We start from the raw sequence: 17,188 nt of genomic DNA on the forward strand, positions 1-17,188 counted from the left end.
CCTGCACGTGAACCAGGCGCTGTTCCCGCGCGACACGGTGCAATCGCGCCTGCCCGATCCCGAATGGCTCGAGCGCTGGCTCGACGAGCAGATCCATTTTGACGACGGCTGGGAGAAGAAGGTCGTCGAGCGCATCCTGCACAACCTGTCTCTACTATTCGATCGCAACCTCGCCAGCGTGCAGGAACTCAACCGCTACCGAAAGGAATGCGCGACCCTGCCGTGAACGACAGCGCGGGCCGCAAGCAGCCCTCCATTCACGCGACATTGGCGAGGCCGCCCATCAGCAGCGCCACCACACCTCTCAGGGTCGCCTGAAAACCCATCGCCGGGTCGACGCTGTTGTAAAACATGCCGACCAGTCAGCCGCTGAGCCCGGAGCATGGCCCACGCCGGTAACGTCGTTGTGGAGGCAGGGTCCGGACGATAGAACGAATCCGCGGCGATTCGATGCAAGGAAAGAACGACGCGGCCTTGATTGAGCGTGGACGCGACCCGTCCCGCGGCACGGCATCGGCCGCAACAGCGAGTCTGCGATCTGATCTGGCACGTTGCTTGCTCGCGCCCTATCAGCTTGACCGCCTTCTCGGAGTGCTGGGTGAGCGCGGAAGGTGTCGTACATGCGCCTACACCTTCGATGGGGAACTCACTCGTCCCCGATAGACATGTGCTTCCGTTGCAGCGCAAGGGAATCGCAGGTGTCTTTGCCGCCGGTGGAAATCGCTGGAGCCAGAACATGAAGCAGAGCGTTGCTTCAACCGTTGATGGACTCGGTGGTACTTTCCTTGCCGGTGGCGAGATGGGCGAACGCATTCGAGCGTTCGACTGGTCGCAGACGCCGGTGGGCGCCATCGAAGCCTGGTCGCCCGCGCTCAGGACTACGGTGCGCATCATGCTGGCGAACCGGTTTCCCCACATCTTATGGTGGGGCCCGGAATACATTCAGTTCTACAACGATGCCTACCGGCCCATTCCGGGCAAGAAGCACCCGGCGCAGGCCCTCGGCCGACCGGCGAGCGAGTGCTGGCAGGAGATCTGGCACATCATCGGCCCTTTGATCGACCGGCCCTTTCGTGGCGGGCCCGCGACCTGGGATGATGACATCTTCCTCGAGATCAACCGTTATGGGTTCGTCGAGGAAAGCCATTTCACGATTGCCTATAGCCCCGTCCCCGACGACACCGCGCCCGGCGGTATCGGCGGCGTACTCGCGACGGTCCACGAGATCACCGAACAGGTCGTAGGCGAACGGCGCATTCGTGCCTTGCGCGATTTGGCGGCTCGAGGCAGTGACGCAAAGACCGTCCATGAAGCGTGCGCGATCGCCGCGCGGACAATGGGCGCATACGACAAGGACCTGCCGTTCGTATTGCTTTACATTCTCGATCCCGGTAGCGGGAGTGCGACGCTTGCGGGTGCGGCGGGCATCGTCGAAGGCGACGACGTCGCCCGGTCACGCATCGACTTGGAGGCGCCGGCCGGCGAGCTATGGCCGGTGCATACCGCGATGCAGTCTGACGGCATCCAGGTGGTCGAGCACCTCGCTGAGCGGTTCGCCGCAGTCCCCCCCGGGCCATGGTCGGATCCCCCTGAAAAGGCTGTCGTCATTCCCATTCCCTCGAGTGCCGCTCATGAACCTGTCGGGTTCATGGTGACCGGCATCAGCTCACGCCTGAAATGGGACGAGCATTACCGCGACTTCCTCTCGCTGGTCGTGACGCAAATCGCCACCGCGATCGCGAACGCTCGCGCCTATGAAGTCGAGAAGCAGCGGGCAGAAGCCCTTGCAAAATTGAATCGAGCCAAGACGGCATTCCTTTCCAACGTCAGCCATGAGTTTCGTACGCCCCTCACTCTGATGCTGGGACCGATCGAGGATCTTTTGAGCCGGGCCGCGGCCGAGCTTTCTCCTGGAACAACGGCGCAGCTGGAGATCGTCAACCGCAATGGCTTGCGGCTATTGCGGTTGGTCAATTCGCTGCTCGACTTTTCGAGAATCGAAGCGGGCCGCATGCAGGCAATTTATGAGCCGACGGACCTGGCGGCGTATACCGCCGATTTGGCGAGCGTCTTCCGTTCTGCTTGCGAACGAGCCGGACTCAAGCTACGAGTGGATTGCCCACCACTCGCCACTACCGTATCCGTCGATCGGGGAATGTGGGAGAAAATCGTCCTCAACCTGATTTCAAACGCCTTCAAATTTACGTTCGAAGGTGAAATCGTCGTCACGCTGCGTCAGCTCGAGAATGTCGCCGAACTGCACGTGCGCGACACCGGCACCGGCATACCGGCGGATGAGCTTCCCCACCTCTTTGAGCGGTTTCATCGAATCGAGAATGCGCGGGGACGCACCTATGAGGGAAGCGGTATCGGGCTGGCCTTGACCAAGGAACTCGTGAAGCTGCACGGCGGCGAGATTCGCGTGGAGAGCCGCGTTGGGGACGGCAGCACGTTTGTCGTGACCGTGCCAATCGGCCGGCCTCGCTCGTTACCCGATCCGATCGATAACGCACCCGCTCAGCCAGGTGCCGGCAAGGGAGCTCGGCCCTTCGTGGAGGAAGCGCTAGGCTGGTTGCCGGATAACGCGCGAAGCAGGAATTCCGTGGCCCCCGTATCCGCGCTGAGCCCCTCGGTGATTGCGTCTGCCAACCGGACCGACAAACGCGAGCGCCCCCGGGTGCTCGCCGCGGACGACAATGCCGACATGCGCGAATACCTGACGCATTTACTCGCCGAGCACTACGAAATCGAAGTGGTACCTGACGGTGCGGAGGCTCTTGCGGTCGCCCGCGCACGTCCACCTGACTTGGTCCTCACGGATGTCATGATGCCGAAGCTCGATGGCTTCGGCCTGCTGCGTGCACTGCGTACTGACCCGAAGACCGCGCGCCTTCCCGTCATCATGCTGTCGGCTCGCGCGGGGGAAGAGAGCCGGATCGAAGGAATGGAGGCAGGCGCCGACGACTACCTGATCAAGCCGTTCAGCGCGCGCGAGCTGATAGCGAGGGTGGGCGCGCATCTGCAGATCTCGCGGCTGCGCCTTGAAACCGACGAGGTGCTGCGCCAGCGTGCCGCGCAATTCAAGACGCTTCTCGATCAGGCGCCACTGGGCGTCTACCTGGTTGATTCCGACTTCCGCATCCGCGAAGTCAATCCGGTGGCGTTGCCGGTCTTTGGCAACATCCCCGGCGGCGTGATTGGCCGCGATTTCGACGAAATCCTCCGAATCCTTTGGGGAACCGCGTACGCGGATGAAGTGGTAGGTATCTTCCGGCACACTCTGGCAACGGGGGAGCCCTTCGTGATGCCCGAACGAGCAGAATTTCGGATCGATCGCGGCGTCTGGGAGTACTACGAGTGGCGGATCAATCGCATTCCGCTTCCTGACGGCCGCCAGGGCGTAGTCTGCTACTTCCGCGATATCTCGGAGCAAGTCATCACGCGCAAGATGCTCGAGGAAAATCGAGAAGCGCTGAAAATCGCCGCACGCCAAAAAGACGACTTTCTCGCCATGCTGGCTCACGAATTGCGAGGGCCACTTGCTCCCCTGGCGAATACGCTCGAGATTCTCAGACGCTCTAACGGTAACGAGGCTTCTGTCCGTCGGGCGGCGAGCACCATAGAACGCCAGTTGACCCAATTGGTGAGACTCGTCGATGATTTGCTCGACGCCAGTCGGATCAGTCGTGACAAGCTGCAGCTTCGCAAAGAGATTGTCGAGCTCGAGCCGATCGTCCGGCAGGCCATCGAAACGTGTCGTCCGTCGATCAATCGCTTTCAGCATGCGCTCACTGTCACGCTGCCATCGGAGCCCGTGTATTTGAACGCCGATCCGGCCCGGCTGGTTCAAGTGCTCGTCAACCTGCTCAACAACGCGTGCAAGTACACGGAGCAAGGCGGTCAGATATGGCTGACAGCCGCGAGGCAAGGCGGTGACCTTATCATCAGGCTCAAGGACTCTGGAGTGGGCATCAGCTCCGATGAACTGCCGAAGGTATTCGAACTGTTCGTTCAGGTCGATCGCTCGTTGGAGCGGGCGCAGGGAGGGTTGGGCATCGGTCTGGCGCTGGTAAAGCGGTTGGTGGAGATGCATGGAGGGACTGTCGCGGCGGTAAGCGACGGCCCCGGTCGCGGTAGCGAATTTGTCGTGCGACTGCCGGCCCTCGCCCTGGAAGACCACTCATATGAGGGCTCGGCGCAGACGAGCGAGGAAGCGCAGCCAAAACGCTGCATCCTCGTTGTCGACGACGATCCCGACTCCGCGGCGTCGCTCGCCGTTCTGCTCGAGCTCACCGGCAACGTAACTTATACGGCCGGTGACGGTATAGAAGCCGTTCGAGAAGCTCAACGGTTACGTCCAGACGTCATCCTGCTCGATATCGGTCTACCCAAGTTCAACGGTTACGAGGCGGCGCGACTCATACGTGAGACGGAATGGGGACGCGACGTCATGCTGATCGCACTGACGGGGTGGGGACAGGACGACGCTGTCCAAAAATCCAAGGACGCCGGCTTCGACGCCCATATTGTCAAACCCGCCAAATACGCAGAGCTCATGTTGCTGCTCTCTAAGCTTTCCAAAGACGGCGAAACCGCAAGTTAGTCGATTCACCCACGCTATAAAACATTGCCTGTGCCTGTAACGGCGCGCGACTCCCGATTGCGCATATTTGAAGCGATCGGGCGTCGCATTTATGATGCAGATAGGCACCGCCTTCGGGCTTTCGAGCCACGTTTGCGTCACAGTCACAGCATAGGAGCCAGCATGCCGAGCCGCACGCCGACCGCTTTATGGGCCCAGCAATTTACGCGGTCATCGGCATCTAAGACGAGCCTGCAGGATCAGATCCGACAAATGCTTGTCGCCGCCATCCTCGATGGCCAATTGCAGCCCGATGTCGCGCTCCCGTCCAGCCGCGAGCTGGCCGATCAGCTCGGCGTCGCACGCAACACCGTCGTGCTCAGTTACCAAATGCTCGTCGACGAAGGTTATCTGATCTCGCGCGAACGCAGCGGGCACTTCGTCAATCCGGAGATGCTGCGCGGCTCGCCCGACCTGGGCGCGACCCGGGCCGCCGCGCGTGCCGAAGGGCAACCCATCGCGGACGAGACGGCGGGACGGCCGCTCTGGCGGCAACGCATCGCGCACCCGCCATCGAATCAACGCAACATCGTCAAGCCCGCGAATTGGCAGCATTATGAGTTCCCGTTCATCTACGGGCAATTCGATCAATCGCTATTTCCAACGAACGACTGGCGCGAGTGCTGCATGAAGGCGCTCTCGGTCATGGAAATTCGCAACTGGGCGCCCGACCTCATCGAGCGCGACGACGAATCCCTGATCCAGCAGATCCGCACGCGCGTGCTGCCGCGGCGCGGCGTGTTCGCGATGCCGGATGAAATCGTCATCACAATCGGCTGTCAGCAGGCCTTGTACTTGATCGCCGATCTACTGTGCGACGAAGATACGACTGTCGGCTTCGAAAATCCGGGCTACCCCGATGCACGCAACATCTTCGAAAACCGGAATGCGCGGTTGCTGCCGCTGGAGGTGGATGAAAACGGCATCGCGCCGGAAGCACTCGACGATACGCTCGCTTGCTGCGATTACGTATATGTAACGCCGAGCCACCAATGCCCGACGACAGCGACGATGCCGCTGGAGCGGCGCCGCGCGTTGCTCGAGTGTGCCAAGAAGCACGACTTCGTGATCGTCGAGGACGACTACGAGAGCGAAAACACCTTCTCCGGCACGCCGCATCCCGCGTTGAAAAGCCTCGATACGGCCGATCGCGTGATCTATGTCGGCAGTTTGTCGAAGACATTCGCCCCGGGCCTGCGGCTCGGCTACGTCGTCGGCCCGCGCGAGTTGATTCGCGAACTGCGCGCGCTGCGGCGATTGATGGTGCGGCACCCGGTGGGCTACGTGCAACGCGCGTTCGCGACGTTTCTCGCACTCGGGCATCATGACGCGCTGCTGCGGCGGCTCGCGCACGCTTATCGCGAACGCGCGCAGGCGCTCATGGCGGCGCTCGACGCGCACCTGCCGCAAGCGCGTTACGTGCCCATAACAGGCGGTGCGTCGTCATGGGTCGAGGGGCCCGCCTGGCTCGACGCGGAACGCCTTGCCGCGGATGCGCAGGCGGTCGGCGTCGTGATAGAGCCCGGCAACGTCTTCTTCATGAACGACGATGCGCAAGCACGTCGCTGCTTCCGCATGGGCTTCTCGGCCATTGCGCCCGAGAAGATCGAGCCGGGCGTGCGGGCACTTGCGCAATGCGTGCAAGCGCAGCAGCGCATGGGTTAGACGAACGGCGGCCAAACGGCGCGGCTACGACGCGCGCTGATAGTAGATGTTCTGCGGATGCCGCGCATCGGCGAAGAAAAACCAGCGCTCGGCAAGCAGTCCCACATATTGGATCACGAACGCCGCAGCGAGCGCGACGGCCGCCGCAGCCGATCGCGGCGCCAGCGCACCCACGCCCGTAAGAACGAACGGCACCGCGAATGCGCCGATCAAAAAACCGATCTTGACGGCCTGCAGCGTTGCGCCGCTCCTCCCGTGGAAGAATTCGCGCGTGTTGAATGCGCTCGCCGTAAAGCCCCGGGACTTCTGCTCGACCTTTACGTGGCGAATGCCGGTCGCGCTCTGCACGGTCGACTTCGGTTTGAGGCGCGCGTTGCGCGCAAGCGATGCCAAGCGTGTCGCGCAACCGGCGACCGTCAGCAAGCAAGCACACGCCGCAAGTACGCTCACGAGCGCAGGCGCAAGCCAAGACGCGCAAGCGGTCGCCAGCGTGCAGCCGGAGGCGCAGCCGAGCAACGCGAAGTTCACGAGCGTGTATGGGCTTGCCCATTCCTGCAGGAAGCGCAGGCAGGCATAAATCATGGCTGTGCAGACGAACAGCGCGACGCTCGCAGCCGCCGCGAGTGCGCCGATTTCAAGCGTAGCGCTTATGCCGGCCCAATGCGCGGCACCGTACGCGGTGGCCAGCGCAAGAAAAACCGGCAACGCGATGCATTCGCGCGAGAGCCACGACGTACGCCACATCGCGATCGCCCGCCACGCGCGCTCGGGATGCCCGAGATGGAAGAACGACGCGGCAAGTCCGAGCGCGCCGAGCACGACCGCCAATGCCGACCCGGACACATAGAACGCCGAAGGCACTGCAACGCCGACGGCACGGGAAGCGGCTTCGACGGCGACAAGCGTGAGCAGCAGTCCCTGCGCCGCACCGCAAAGCGTCGTGAGAAAAATGACTGAGAAAGCTGGCCGCATGGGGGCTCCGTCTATGCCAGTGTATCGATGCGTCAATGCGACGATGGCTGTCGGTTCGCGACCGCTTAACGGTGCGCGGCCAATGCCGCGAGATTCACTTCGCCGCGTTCGAGCTGCGCTTGGAGCGTCGCGTCATCGGGCGCAGCCGCATTCCCGCAGCCGGCGCCATTACCGCAGCCGCACGACGACTCGGCCTTCACGCGCGGCAGATAATGATTCGAAGGCTTGGTGTCCCACTCGGGCATCAGCGCATAGCCGCCGCGCTCGCGAATCGCACGCGATACCTCCGAGTCCGGGTCGTGAATATCGCCGAATAGCCGTGCCGATGTCGGACAGGCAAGCACGCACGCAGGCTTACGATCGCGTTCGGGCAACGCTTCGTTATAGATTCGGTCCGCGCAGAGCGTGCACTTCGTCATTTCCTTGCGGCCCTCGTCCAACTCCCGCGCACCATAGGGGCATGCCCACGCGCAGTATTTGCAGCCGATGCACTTGTCGTAATCGACGAGCACGATACCGTCCGACTTGCGCTTGTAGCTCGCCCCGGTTGGACAGACCGGCACGCAGGGCGGATCCTCGCAATGCAGGCACGACTTCGGGAAATGGATCGTGTCGGTCATGGGGAACACGCCGGCTTCGTACGTCTGCACGCGATTGAAGAATGTGCCCGACGGATCATCGTCATAGGGCCGCATGTCGGCGAGGCTGCCCGCCTCGCCCGACGTGTTCCATTCCTTGCAGCTCGTCACGCATGCGTGGCAACCGACGCAGACGTTCAGATCGATGACAAGAGCCATTTGAGTCATTGTTCGTCTCCCTGAGAAGTCGCGCCGTCGTCGGCGGCAGCCCATGCCGCCGCCCGGCGCAGCCGCGCCGCGAACTCGCCTTTGCCGGCGAAATAGGCCTGCACGCGTTGAAGCACGCTCGTCGAACCGGGCAGCGGATGCATCGGGGCGAATTGCGGCAGCGTGGTCGAGGCATCGGCCTCGGCCCGATAAATGCGCACGCGCACGTCGTACCAGCCGGCTTGCCCAGTGATCGGATCCGAGTTGGACATCCGCTCGCCGGCACGCGTATCGCTCGGCAACTCGTCGGTGATCACGTGGTTCAATAAGAAGCCGCGCTGCGACTCGCCCGCGTTCGGTCCTAGATTCCACGCGCCGGCCGCCTTGCCGATCGCATTCCAAGTCCACACCGTGCCGGGCTCCACCGCCTCGCTATAGCGCGCGCGGCAGCGCACCTTCCCCCACGGCGATTCGACATAGATCCAGCCCCCGTCCTCGATCCCCTCTTCCGCAGCCACCGCGGGATTCACGAACAAATGGTTCTCCCCGTGAATCTGCCGCAGCCACGCGTTTTGCGAGTCCCAGGAGTGATACATCGCCATCGGCCGTTGTGTGATCGCCGCGAGCGGAAAACGATCGAGATCGGTCGTGTCCTGTTCCAGCGGCGGATACCAGAACGGCAGCGGATCGAAATAGCGTTCGATGCGCGCCCTGAGGTGCTCGGGCGGTTGGCGGCCTTTCGTCTTGCCTTGCGCGGCCAGGCGAAACGTCTGCATCACTTCCGAATAAAGCTGGATCACGATCGGCACTGCGTACTTGCGCATCCCGTTCTCGACAGCCCATTCAATATACGGCCCGTTGCAGTTGCGCATGTACTGCAGCGACTCGGGCAACCGATGGTGATAGACGCAATTGTTCTTGGCGTACTGCTCCCACTGCTTCGGATTCGGCTCGCCGACGACGGCCTTCGTGCCGTCCTCGCCGCGCCAACCGATCAGAAACCCGGTGCCCGAATCGGGCGCCGTCTGGAAGTTGACGATGAAGTCCGGATAGTCGCGAAACTTACGTTTGCCGTCGGCCGTGATGAAAGCCGGAAACTTGAGCCGGCTCGCCAATTCGATCAGCACTTCCTGAAACGGTTTGCATTCGCCCGTCGGCGGCACCACCGGCACCCGCACGGAATCCACCGGACCGTCGAATTCAGAGATCGGACGATCGAGCACGGACATCACGTCATGGCGCTCCAGATACGTCGTATCGGGCAGGATCAAATCGGCGAATGCGGTCATCTCCGATTCGAATGCGTCGCAAACAACAAGGAACGGAATCTTGTATTCGCCGTCATCGCGCTTGTCGACCAGCATTTTGCGCACTTCCACCGGATTCATCGACGAATTCCACGCCATATTGGCCATGAAAATAAGCAGCGTGTCGATCGGATACGGATCGCCGCGCCAGGCGTTGGTGATGACGGAATGCATGAGCCCATGCACCGCGAGCGGATATTCCCATGAGAACGCCTTATCGATGCGGGCCGGGGAACCGTCCTCGTGAATGAACAGATCGGTCGGCGCAGCGGGCCAGCCAAGCGGGCCGGTTGCAAGCGGCGTGTTTGGCTTGACGACGGCCGGATCGTTCGGCGGTTTCGCCGACGGCGGCGCCGCGCGCGGATACGGCGCCTTGTGACGGAAGCCGCCCGGCCGGTCGATCGTGCCGAGCAGTGACATCAGAATCGACATCGCGCGAATCGTCTGGAAGCCGTTCGAATGCGCGGCGAGCCCACGCATCGCGTGAAATGCGATCGGCGCACCTTCCACCGTGTCGTGCGTCTTGCCCCATGAGTCAGTCCACTGAATCGGCAGCACGATCCGCTGCTCGCGCGCGACGGTGGCCATTTCGCGCGCGATACGCGCAATGGTATCCGCGGAGATGCCCGTGATCTCGGCGGCCCATTGCGGCGTGCAGTGTGCGACTTGGTCACGCAGCAGGGCAAACGACGGTGCGACCGGTGTGCCGTCGGCGAGCGCATACCTTCCATCGAGCGCCGGCTGCGCACCTTCAGCGCGATTGAGCACTGGGCGATTCGTGCGCGCGTCCCACCACAAATGATTCTGCGGAAACAGTGCGTTGCCTTCCGGCGCGTCGGCATCGCGCACGAACAACCCAAACGTATCGGATTCCTCGCGCAGGTCGACGAGCTCGCCCGCATTCGTGAAGCGCTCGACGAATGCGCGGTCGTATGCGCCCTGCTCGATCAACTCTCGGATCAGGGCCATGAACAGCGCGCCGTCCGTGCCCGGGCGAATCGGGATCCATTCGTCCGCAATGGCCGCATAGCCGGTACGCACCGGATTGATGGCGATGAAGCGCCCGCCGGCCCGCTTGAATTTCGATAACGCGATCTTCAGCGGATTCGAATGGTGGTCTTCGGCCGTTCCGATCATGAAGAAGAGCCGCGCGTTGTCGAGATCGGGGCCGCCGAACTCCCAGAACGAGCCGCCGATCGTATAGATCATACCGGCCGCCATGTTCGCCGAACAAAAGCCTCCGTGCGCCGCATAGTTAGGGGTGCCGAATTGTTTCGCGAAGAGACCCGTCAGGGCTTGCATCTGATCGCGTCCCGTGAAGAGCGCGAACTTCTTTGGATCGGTCGCGCGCAGGTGCCCGAGACGCTTTTCGAGCATGTCGAACGCCACCTCCCACGACACCGGGACGAACTGCGCTTCGCCACGCTCCGCATCGCGCCTGCGCAGCAGCGGCCGCGTGAGGCGCGCGGGCGAGTACTGCTTCATGATCCCCGACGAGCCCTTCGCGCAGATCACGCCCTGGTTCAACGGGTGGTCAGGGTTGCCGTCGATGTAGCGCACTTCGCCGTCGCGCAAATGCACGCGGATTCCGCAACGACATGCGCACATGTAGCAGGTCGTCGTCTTGATCTCGAGCTTCTCGTCCTGGGTGCGCGGATGATGGTCCATCGTCCTTCCTCGTTCGCGGATGGCGTCGCCGGCCCTTCGCAAGGCCCCAACGCTGAATCGGTACGTCAATGCTACGTTCGCGTGAAGCCGGAAAAAAGTCGTATTCGATGATCGCAACTATCGGCCGGCACGATAGTTCATGACACGAGTTCGTGCTCGTCGACGTACCGCGCGCGCTCGCGCCGGTGTACGAACACCTTGTATCCGCCCAGCAGCAGGCCTAAGCTTGCGACGCCGAGCCAAAGCGGCTTGCGCTGATCGGGAATGAATGCCATCGCGATCAGGATGCCGATCATGCCGATGATCGACAGCCAGGTCAGATACGGAAAGCCCCACATCTTGACGCGCAGCTTGCCCTCGGCCTCACGGTCGAGTCGGCCGCGCAAGCGAAGCTGCGAAAGCGCGATCAGCACATACACGAAAATGGCGACGGTGCCGTAGGAATCGACTAAAAATGCGAATACGGTATCGGGGGAGATATACGACATCACAACCGAGACGTACCCAAACAAGGTACCTAGCAAAATTGCGCGTACGGGCACGCCGCGTTTGTTGACCGCGGCAAGCGCGGCCGGTGCGTCGCCGTTGCGCGTCAGCGCGAACAGCATCCGCGAAGCGGCATAAAGGCCCGAATTGAGCGCCGACAGCACCGCGGTCAACACAATGGCATTCATGATGTTCGCGGCCGCGGGTAGCCCCATGACGCGAAGCGCGCTGACGTACGGCGTGGCCATGGCCGGCGAATTCCACGGCACGAGCGCGACCACGAGCGCCACCGACCCGACGTAGAACACGAGCACGCGCGTAATCACGGAGTTCGTCGCCTTCGCCACGGCCTTCGCGGGCTCGCGCGCCTCCGCCGCGGCGATGGTTACGATTTCGGCGCCGAAGTAAAAGCCTGTCGCCGCCACCGCGCCGCTCATCACGGGCCCAATCCCGAGCGGCATAAACCCGCCGTGCCCGAGGAGCGTAGGCAGTACCGCGCTCGTGTGCATGGACGCGGGCCAAAAGCCGGTCACGTAGAGGCCACCGAGGAGCAGAAAGACCATGATCGCGCCTACCTTGATCGACGAAAACCAGAACTCGAACTCCCCATAGCTGCCCACTGAAATCAAGTTCGTCGCGGTAAGTACGATGAGGAGCACGAGGCTGATGATCCATGCGGGCGCGTCGGGGATCCAAAACTGAATGAGCTTGGCTCCTGCAACCGCCTCGAGCGCCACTACGATCACCCAGAAATACCAGTACATCCAGCCGGTCAGAAAGCCGGCTAGCCGGCCCGGCCCGCGCCGGTTCGCAAATGCGAGTCGCGCGTATTCGTAGAAAGACCCGACGGCGGGCATTGCACACGCCATCTCCCCGAGCATCCGCATCACGAGGACGACAAGGCCGCCCGTGATCAGGAAGGAAAGGATCGCGGCGGGGCCGGTCTGCTGAATGACCACGCCGCTGCCAACGAAAAGCCCGGCACCGATCACGCCGCCGAGCGCGATCATCGTCATATGGCGCTGTTTGAGCCCACACTTGAGGTTGCTGCGGTCCATCGTAGGTTGCATGTCTTCTCCATATCTTGGTAATGAGGGGGGCCCGCTCCCGAGTGATGGCGTATGTGTACGGGCACATCGATGACGCGCGTGCGCGCTACGACGCATGCGCGCCCCGCCGCATGAATCCGCTCATCGCTTTGTTTTGGTGATGCGAAGCCCGGCCTGCCTATGCCGGGCGTGCTTGGCTCACTCGCCGCGCACGGCGAGCGGCGGGCTCAAGGCCTTTCGTCGCGCCTGAAGTACTCGAGGTAGAGCATGCGCTGCCCGATTCGCCGGAACGGCGCGAAGATATGGCCCGGCAGTGGGCTCGTGAAGATCGGCAGCGTCAGATGCGAAGCCTTGCCGGCGATGTGCTCGGCGAGCCGTCTGCCCGCTTGCTGCGAGTACGACACGCCGTTGCCGCCGTAGCCGAGCGCGTAATAGACCGACTGCTTCGGATCAGGCTGGCAAACGCGAGGCATCATGTCGTGGCTGACGTCGACCCAGCCCCACCAGGAAAAATCAATCTGCACACCGCGCAGCGCCGGAAACTTGCGCGCCATCCCTTCCTTCAGCAAATCCAGATGGTGCGGGTTCGGCGCGTCCCGGCCGGTGATCGCGCTGCGGCTGCCGATCTGCAGTCGCCGGTCGGGCAGGAAGCGGTAATAAAAGCGCAGGGTGCGCGTATCGGTCAGAACCTGTGTCGTGCGGAAATTGCACGCGCGAATCTCCTCATCGGTCAGCACACGCGTGACCATCGAGTTCGATAGGATCGGCATCACTTTGCTGCGCAGCGACGGATGCAGTGTCTGCGCCGTGTAGGCACCCGTCGCGATCCCCACTGCGCGGGCGCGAACAATGCCGCCCGGCGTATGCAGATGATGCACCCCGCCCACCGTCTTCCAACCGATGACAGGGCTGCTCGTATAGACCCGAGCGCCTGCCTCGCGTGCGAGCCGCAAATAGCCGAACGCGAGCTTCGCCGCATGAATGCCGATGCCTTCCGGCTCGTGCAAAGCGCCGGCCGCCTCGTGGTCGTTCAGGAACTCGCGCCGCAACGTATCCGCGCTCAGCAGCTCGGACGGATAGCCGAAAACGTCCTTCCAAACCTTCGCCTCGGCAGCTAGCTTTTGCATGATGCGGGGACGATGCGCGATCAGAAAATGGCCGCCCGGCTGCGGGTCGCAATCGATCTCATCCAAGAACGATTTGAAGTGATTGAATCCCTCCAGAATCTCATCGTGCATCTTCAACGCGACGTCCTTGCCCCAGCGTTCGATCCACTGCGAGCGCGACAACCGTCCCGATGCGTTTTGCGCCTGGCCGCCGTTGCGGCTGCTGCAGCCCCAGCTCGTGCGATTCGCTTCGAGCACGACCGCCTTGATGCCATGCTCGCGCGCAAGGCAGATCGCCGTCGCAAGCCCGGTATAGCCCGAGCCGATGATCGCGACGTCAACATCGATATCTCTCGTGATGGGACCGTCGTCGGCGGGGGGCGTACCGGCCGTCGCCACCCAATAGGTCGGCGCGTATTCCTTGCCATGCCCGGGGCCGGGCGAAACGAGCGGATCATAGGTCGGGTCGTAGCGCCGATCGACGGGCGCCCCTCCGACGAAACCGCTCGCCGCTCGCTCGACTGAGCTGTATTCCATGATGACGACTCCTAATGATGAATGTGTTGTCTTTGGTCGATCGTGCGCACAGGCTTAGGCGCACCGATCCGTTGAAGAAAGTGTAGGTAGGCGAATTTGGCGAAGGTAGAACCAGTGGCGCGAATTCGCTTGGACCAGTGCAATGGACGGTCACGGTATGGCGACGCGATGCCCTGGCCGCATGGATCAGCGCAAACCAGCATAGTCAACGCGGGCATCCATGGCGCATGCTGGAAAACGGTACAGAATGGTTCGTTTTTATTTGCTTCCGTAGGAGACGCATGCACGTTCCCTCTCCCGTGCAGGGCGAAACCGCCACCCTGGACGACGCACGCGTGCTGCGAGCGCTTGCCGTGCTCGAAACGCTTGCGTTGGCGGGACAACCGTACACGCTGTCGCAGCTATCCGTCCGCTTGCACATTCCCAAAGCCACGCTGCTTCGGATGATCGAAGCGCTGGAGGCGCGCGGCTATGTCATGCATATGCCGGATTCGCGCGGTCACGATCGGGCGATCGCACTCGGCCCGCGTGCTGCACAGTTCGCGCTGTCGGCGCTTTCGAACAATACGTTTACGAGGGCATGCCGTGCCGCATTGCGCACGCTGGTCGACGCACTCGGCGAAACCTGCAATCTCACGGCACTCGACAATGATGCGGTGCTGTACGTCGAGCGCGTGGAAACGACCGAGCCGTTGCGGCTCGAGATGCGTCCGGGCATGCGCGTGCCGCTGCATTGCACGGCGAGCGGCAAGCTCTTTTTGTCACAAATGACGACCGTGGAGCGTAACGCCATGCTGGCGCGGATGACGCTCAGCAAGATGACCTACCGGACGCTTACGGATCCGCAACGGCTCGCCGCTGAACTCGAGCGCCTCGCAAAACGCGACGTCGGGATAGACAACGAGGAATTCGTGCGGGGAATGGTGGCGGTCGCGGTCCCCGTTCGCGCGGCCGCCGGCGGCCGCGTGCTCGCAGCGCTGGCCGTGCATGCGCCTACCGCGCGCGCCACGCTCGACGATTTGCTCAAAGCCGTGCCGCGGATGCGCGAAGCTGCGAGCCGCCTCGCGCCGCTTCTACAAGGGGGCGACGGCTAACCGCGAGGCAACGGCGGCAAATCGCGCGCTGCCCGGAGCGCAGCGTGGCGCGCACGCCAGCGCCGCCGGTCTTCTCAATGCGCGAGAATGCCCATTGCCTGTTTCTTCAACTCCAGGAAATGCGGATCGAAGGCGACTTGCGGCGTACGCGGTCGCTCCAATTCGATAGGGACGTCTAGCGCGACCCGCCCCGGCCGCGAGGACAGCACGACGAGGCGCGTCCCGAGAAAGATGGCTTCGTCGATGTCGTGCGTGATAAACACGATGGTGCACCTCAGCTGGTCCCAAAGGGCCGTCAAGAACGTCTGCATGGCGCTGCGCGTCTGCGCGTCCAATGCACCAAAGGGCTCATCCATCAGCAGCACCTTCGGTTTCATCACGAGCGCCCGCGCAATGGCCACGCGCTGCTGCATCCCGCCCGACAGCTCGTAGGGCTTGTGCCCAGCGAAGTTCTCGAGGCCGATGGTGCGCAATATCTCTGCCGAGGCCCGATGGCGCTCGGCCTTAGGCACCGAATGGAGAGAAAGCCCGAATTCGATGTTCTCCTCGACGGTGAGCCAGGGGAACAACCCAGCCTGCTGAAACACGACGACGCGGTCTTCGCCCGGCTGGTCCTTGACCTCCCCGTCTATGAAGATGTTGCCCTTCGAGGGCGACGTCAGGCCGGCCAGCAGATGCAGCAACGTGGTCTTGCCGCAGCCGGACGCCCCCAGCACCGTGACGAACTCGCCGCCCTGAAACTGCAGATTGATGTTCTCGAGTGCGGAGGTCGAGCCGAAGGTCTTGTACAGGGAATCAATAACGATATTCAAGTCCGTCTCCTGCGGATGAAATGACTACTCTTTCGCGCCGGCTCAATGAGCGAGCGATTGCGAATATTGCGGCGCGACGTTGGCTTCGAAGCTCGACGGCACCGTTTGTATGCGTCCGATCTGGTTGAGGACCTTGGCGGTGTTGACCAACGTCTCGTACGTTGCAGACGTCTTGACGCCGGCGCCCGAGCCCATTACCTTCGGCGTCGTCTGATCAGCCCCCGAAAAAAGCTCATAGCCCGCCAGTTCGCTTTTGGCGACGGGCACCGTGACGCCCGTTTGCTTGGCCATCTCCGCGATCGCCTTATCCGGATCCTTTTGTGTGACTTGATAGCCTTCGTCCAGCGCGGCGACGAACCCTTTCACGAGATCGGGGTGCGCCTTCGCCCAATCGGCGTTGGCGATGCAGACGTTGTAGCTCGACGCGTTGCGCGGCAAGTCGCCGTCGGTCTTGATGGCTTTGCCGCCCGCCTCCCGCAGTGCGCTGAACACCGGGTCCCAGACGATGGCGGCATCGATCGCGCCTGTCACCCAAGACGTACGCATTTGCGGGGGCGCCATATTGATTTGCGTCACAGACGTGTACGGTACGTGCGCCTGAGCCAGGAAAGTCGCCAACTCGAATGACGCTTGCGAGCCAGCCACGATCGCGATCTTCTTGCCTTGCAGGCCCGCGACGTCGTGAATGCCGCTTTCGGGCTTAACCACGATGCCAGCTGCGTTCGTATAGCGTTCCTGGTTATAGACAATCGTCATCGGCAAGCCCTGCGCGATGGCCGTGACGAGCGGCGGTACCCCGAGCCCGCACATGAACGACAGGCTGTTCGACGCCAGCGCGCTCATGGCGGCCGGCCCGGAACTGAAGAGCTTGTAATCGACGTCGGCATTCATATGGCGTTCGAACATGTGCTCCGCCATGGAGACCATGTACGGATCAGCGCCGTTGTCCTCGTAGCCAATGACGACTTTCGGCTTTCCCTGTGCACAGGCTAAACCGGCGATAAGACAGCCGCCGACCCACAGCGCCGCGCTCGCGAGCTGGATTCCGTATTTCGTTTTCATGTC

10 protein-coding genes and 1 pseudogene are annotated in these 17,188 nt (G+C 62.6%); 4 read left to right on the top strand and 7 right to left on the bottom strand.

Annotation, left to right across the window (positions count from 1 at the left end; all coding sequences use genetic code 11):
• The 3 genes and pseudogenes from B0G57_RS25160 to pdxR form a co-directional block, all read left to right on the top strand.
• A pseudogene (locus B0G57_RS25160) lies at positions 1-226 on the top strand (ferritin-like domain-containing protein); the annotation flags it as partial.
• A 510-nt stretch (positions 227-736) separates the two neighbouring features.
• Complete coding sequence (locus tag B0G57_RS25165; protein ID WP_146013300.1) at positions 737-4,603, top strand: ATP-binding protein; 3,867 nt, start codon at positions 737-739, stop codon at positions 4,601-4,603.
• 162 nt (positions 4,604-4,765) lie between these two features.
• On the top strand, positions 4,766-6,307 hold the full coding sequence (pdxR, locus tag B0G57_RS25170) for a MocR-like pyridoxine biosynthesis transcription factor PdxR (RefSeq protein WP_026229749.1): 1,542 nt from the start codon (positions 4,766-4,768) through the stop codon (positions 6,305-6,307).
• A 24-nt stretch (positions 6,308-6,331) separates the two neighbouring features.
• Here pdxR and B0G57_RS25175 read toward each other — a convergent pair whose 3' ends face one another.
• From B0G57_RS25175 to B0G57_RS25195, 5 genes are all read right to left on the bottom strand, one after another.
• A complete protein-coding gene (locus B0G57_RS25175; RefSeq protein WP_018441074.1) occupies positions 6,332-7,279 on the bottom strand; it encodes a dimethyl sulfoxide reductase anchor subunit family protein in 948 nt (315 codons plus the stop codon).
• A 65-nt stretch (positions 7,280-7,344) separates the two neighbouring features.
• Positions 7,345-8,085, bottom strand: coding sequence for a 4Fe-4S dicluster domain-containing protein (locus B0G57_RS25180; RefSeq protein WP_026229748.1), 741 nt, complete (start codon positions 8,083-8,085; stop codon positions 7,345-7,347).
• Positions 8,082-11,039, bottom strand: a complete 2,958-nt coding sequence (locus tag B0G57_RS25185) for a molybdopterin oxidoreductase family protein (protein WP_018441072.1) — start codon at positions 11,037-11,039, stop codon at positions 8,082-8,084. The genes B0G57_RS25180 and B0G57_RS25185 overlap by 4 nt, the downstream gene beginning before the upstream one ends.
• A 137-nt stretch (positions 11,040-11,176) precedes the next feature.
• A complete protein-coding gene (locus tag B0G57_RS25190; protein WP_026229747.1) occupies positions 11,177-12,595 on the bottom strand; it encodes an amino acid permease in 1,419 nt (472 codons plus the stop codon).
• A 206-nt stretch (positions 12,596-12,801) separates the two neighbouring features.
• A complete protein-coding gene (locus B0G57_RS25195; protein WP_018441069.1) occupies positions 12,802-14,217 on the bottom strand; it encodes an NAD(P)/FAD-dependent oxidoreductase in 1,416 nt (471 codons plus the stop codon).
• Between the two features lie 281 nt (positions 14,218-14,498).
• Here B0G57_RS25195 and B0G57_RS25200 point away from each other — a divergent pair, with 281 nt between their 5' ends.
• Positions 14,499-15,311, top strand: a complete 813-nt coding sequence (locus B0G57_RS25200) for an IclR family transcriptional regulator (RefSeq protein WP_018441068.1) — start codon at positions 14,499-14,501, stop codon at positions 15,309-15,311.
• A gap of 74 nt (positions 15,312-15,385) precedes the next feature.
• Here the strand turns inward: B0G57_RS25200 and B0G57_RS25205 are convergent, their stop codons facing one another.
• Positions 15,386-16,123 carry an ABC transporter ATP-binding protein gene (locus tag B0G57_RS25205; RefSeq protein WP_018441067.1) on the bottom strand — a complete coding sequence of 246 codons (738 nt, stop codon included), beginning with the start codon at positions 16,121-16,123 and terminating at the stop codon, positions 15,386-15,388.
• Positions 16,124-16,165: 42 nt separating this feature from the next.
• Positions 16,166-17,185, bottom strand: coding sequence for a taurine ABC transporter substrate-binding protein (locus B0G57_RS25210; RefSeq protein WP_018441066.1), 1,020 nt, complete (start codon positions 17,183-17,185; stop codon positions 16,166-16,168).
• Positions 17,186-17,188 lie beyond the last annotated feature (3 nt).

Source organism: Trinickia symbiotica, from assembly GCF_002934455.1.
Classification (GTDB): domain Bacteria; phylum Pseudomonadota; class Gammaproteobacteria; order Burkholderiales; family Burkholderiaceae; genus Trinickia; species Trinickia symbiotica.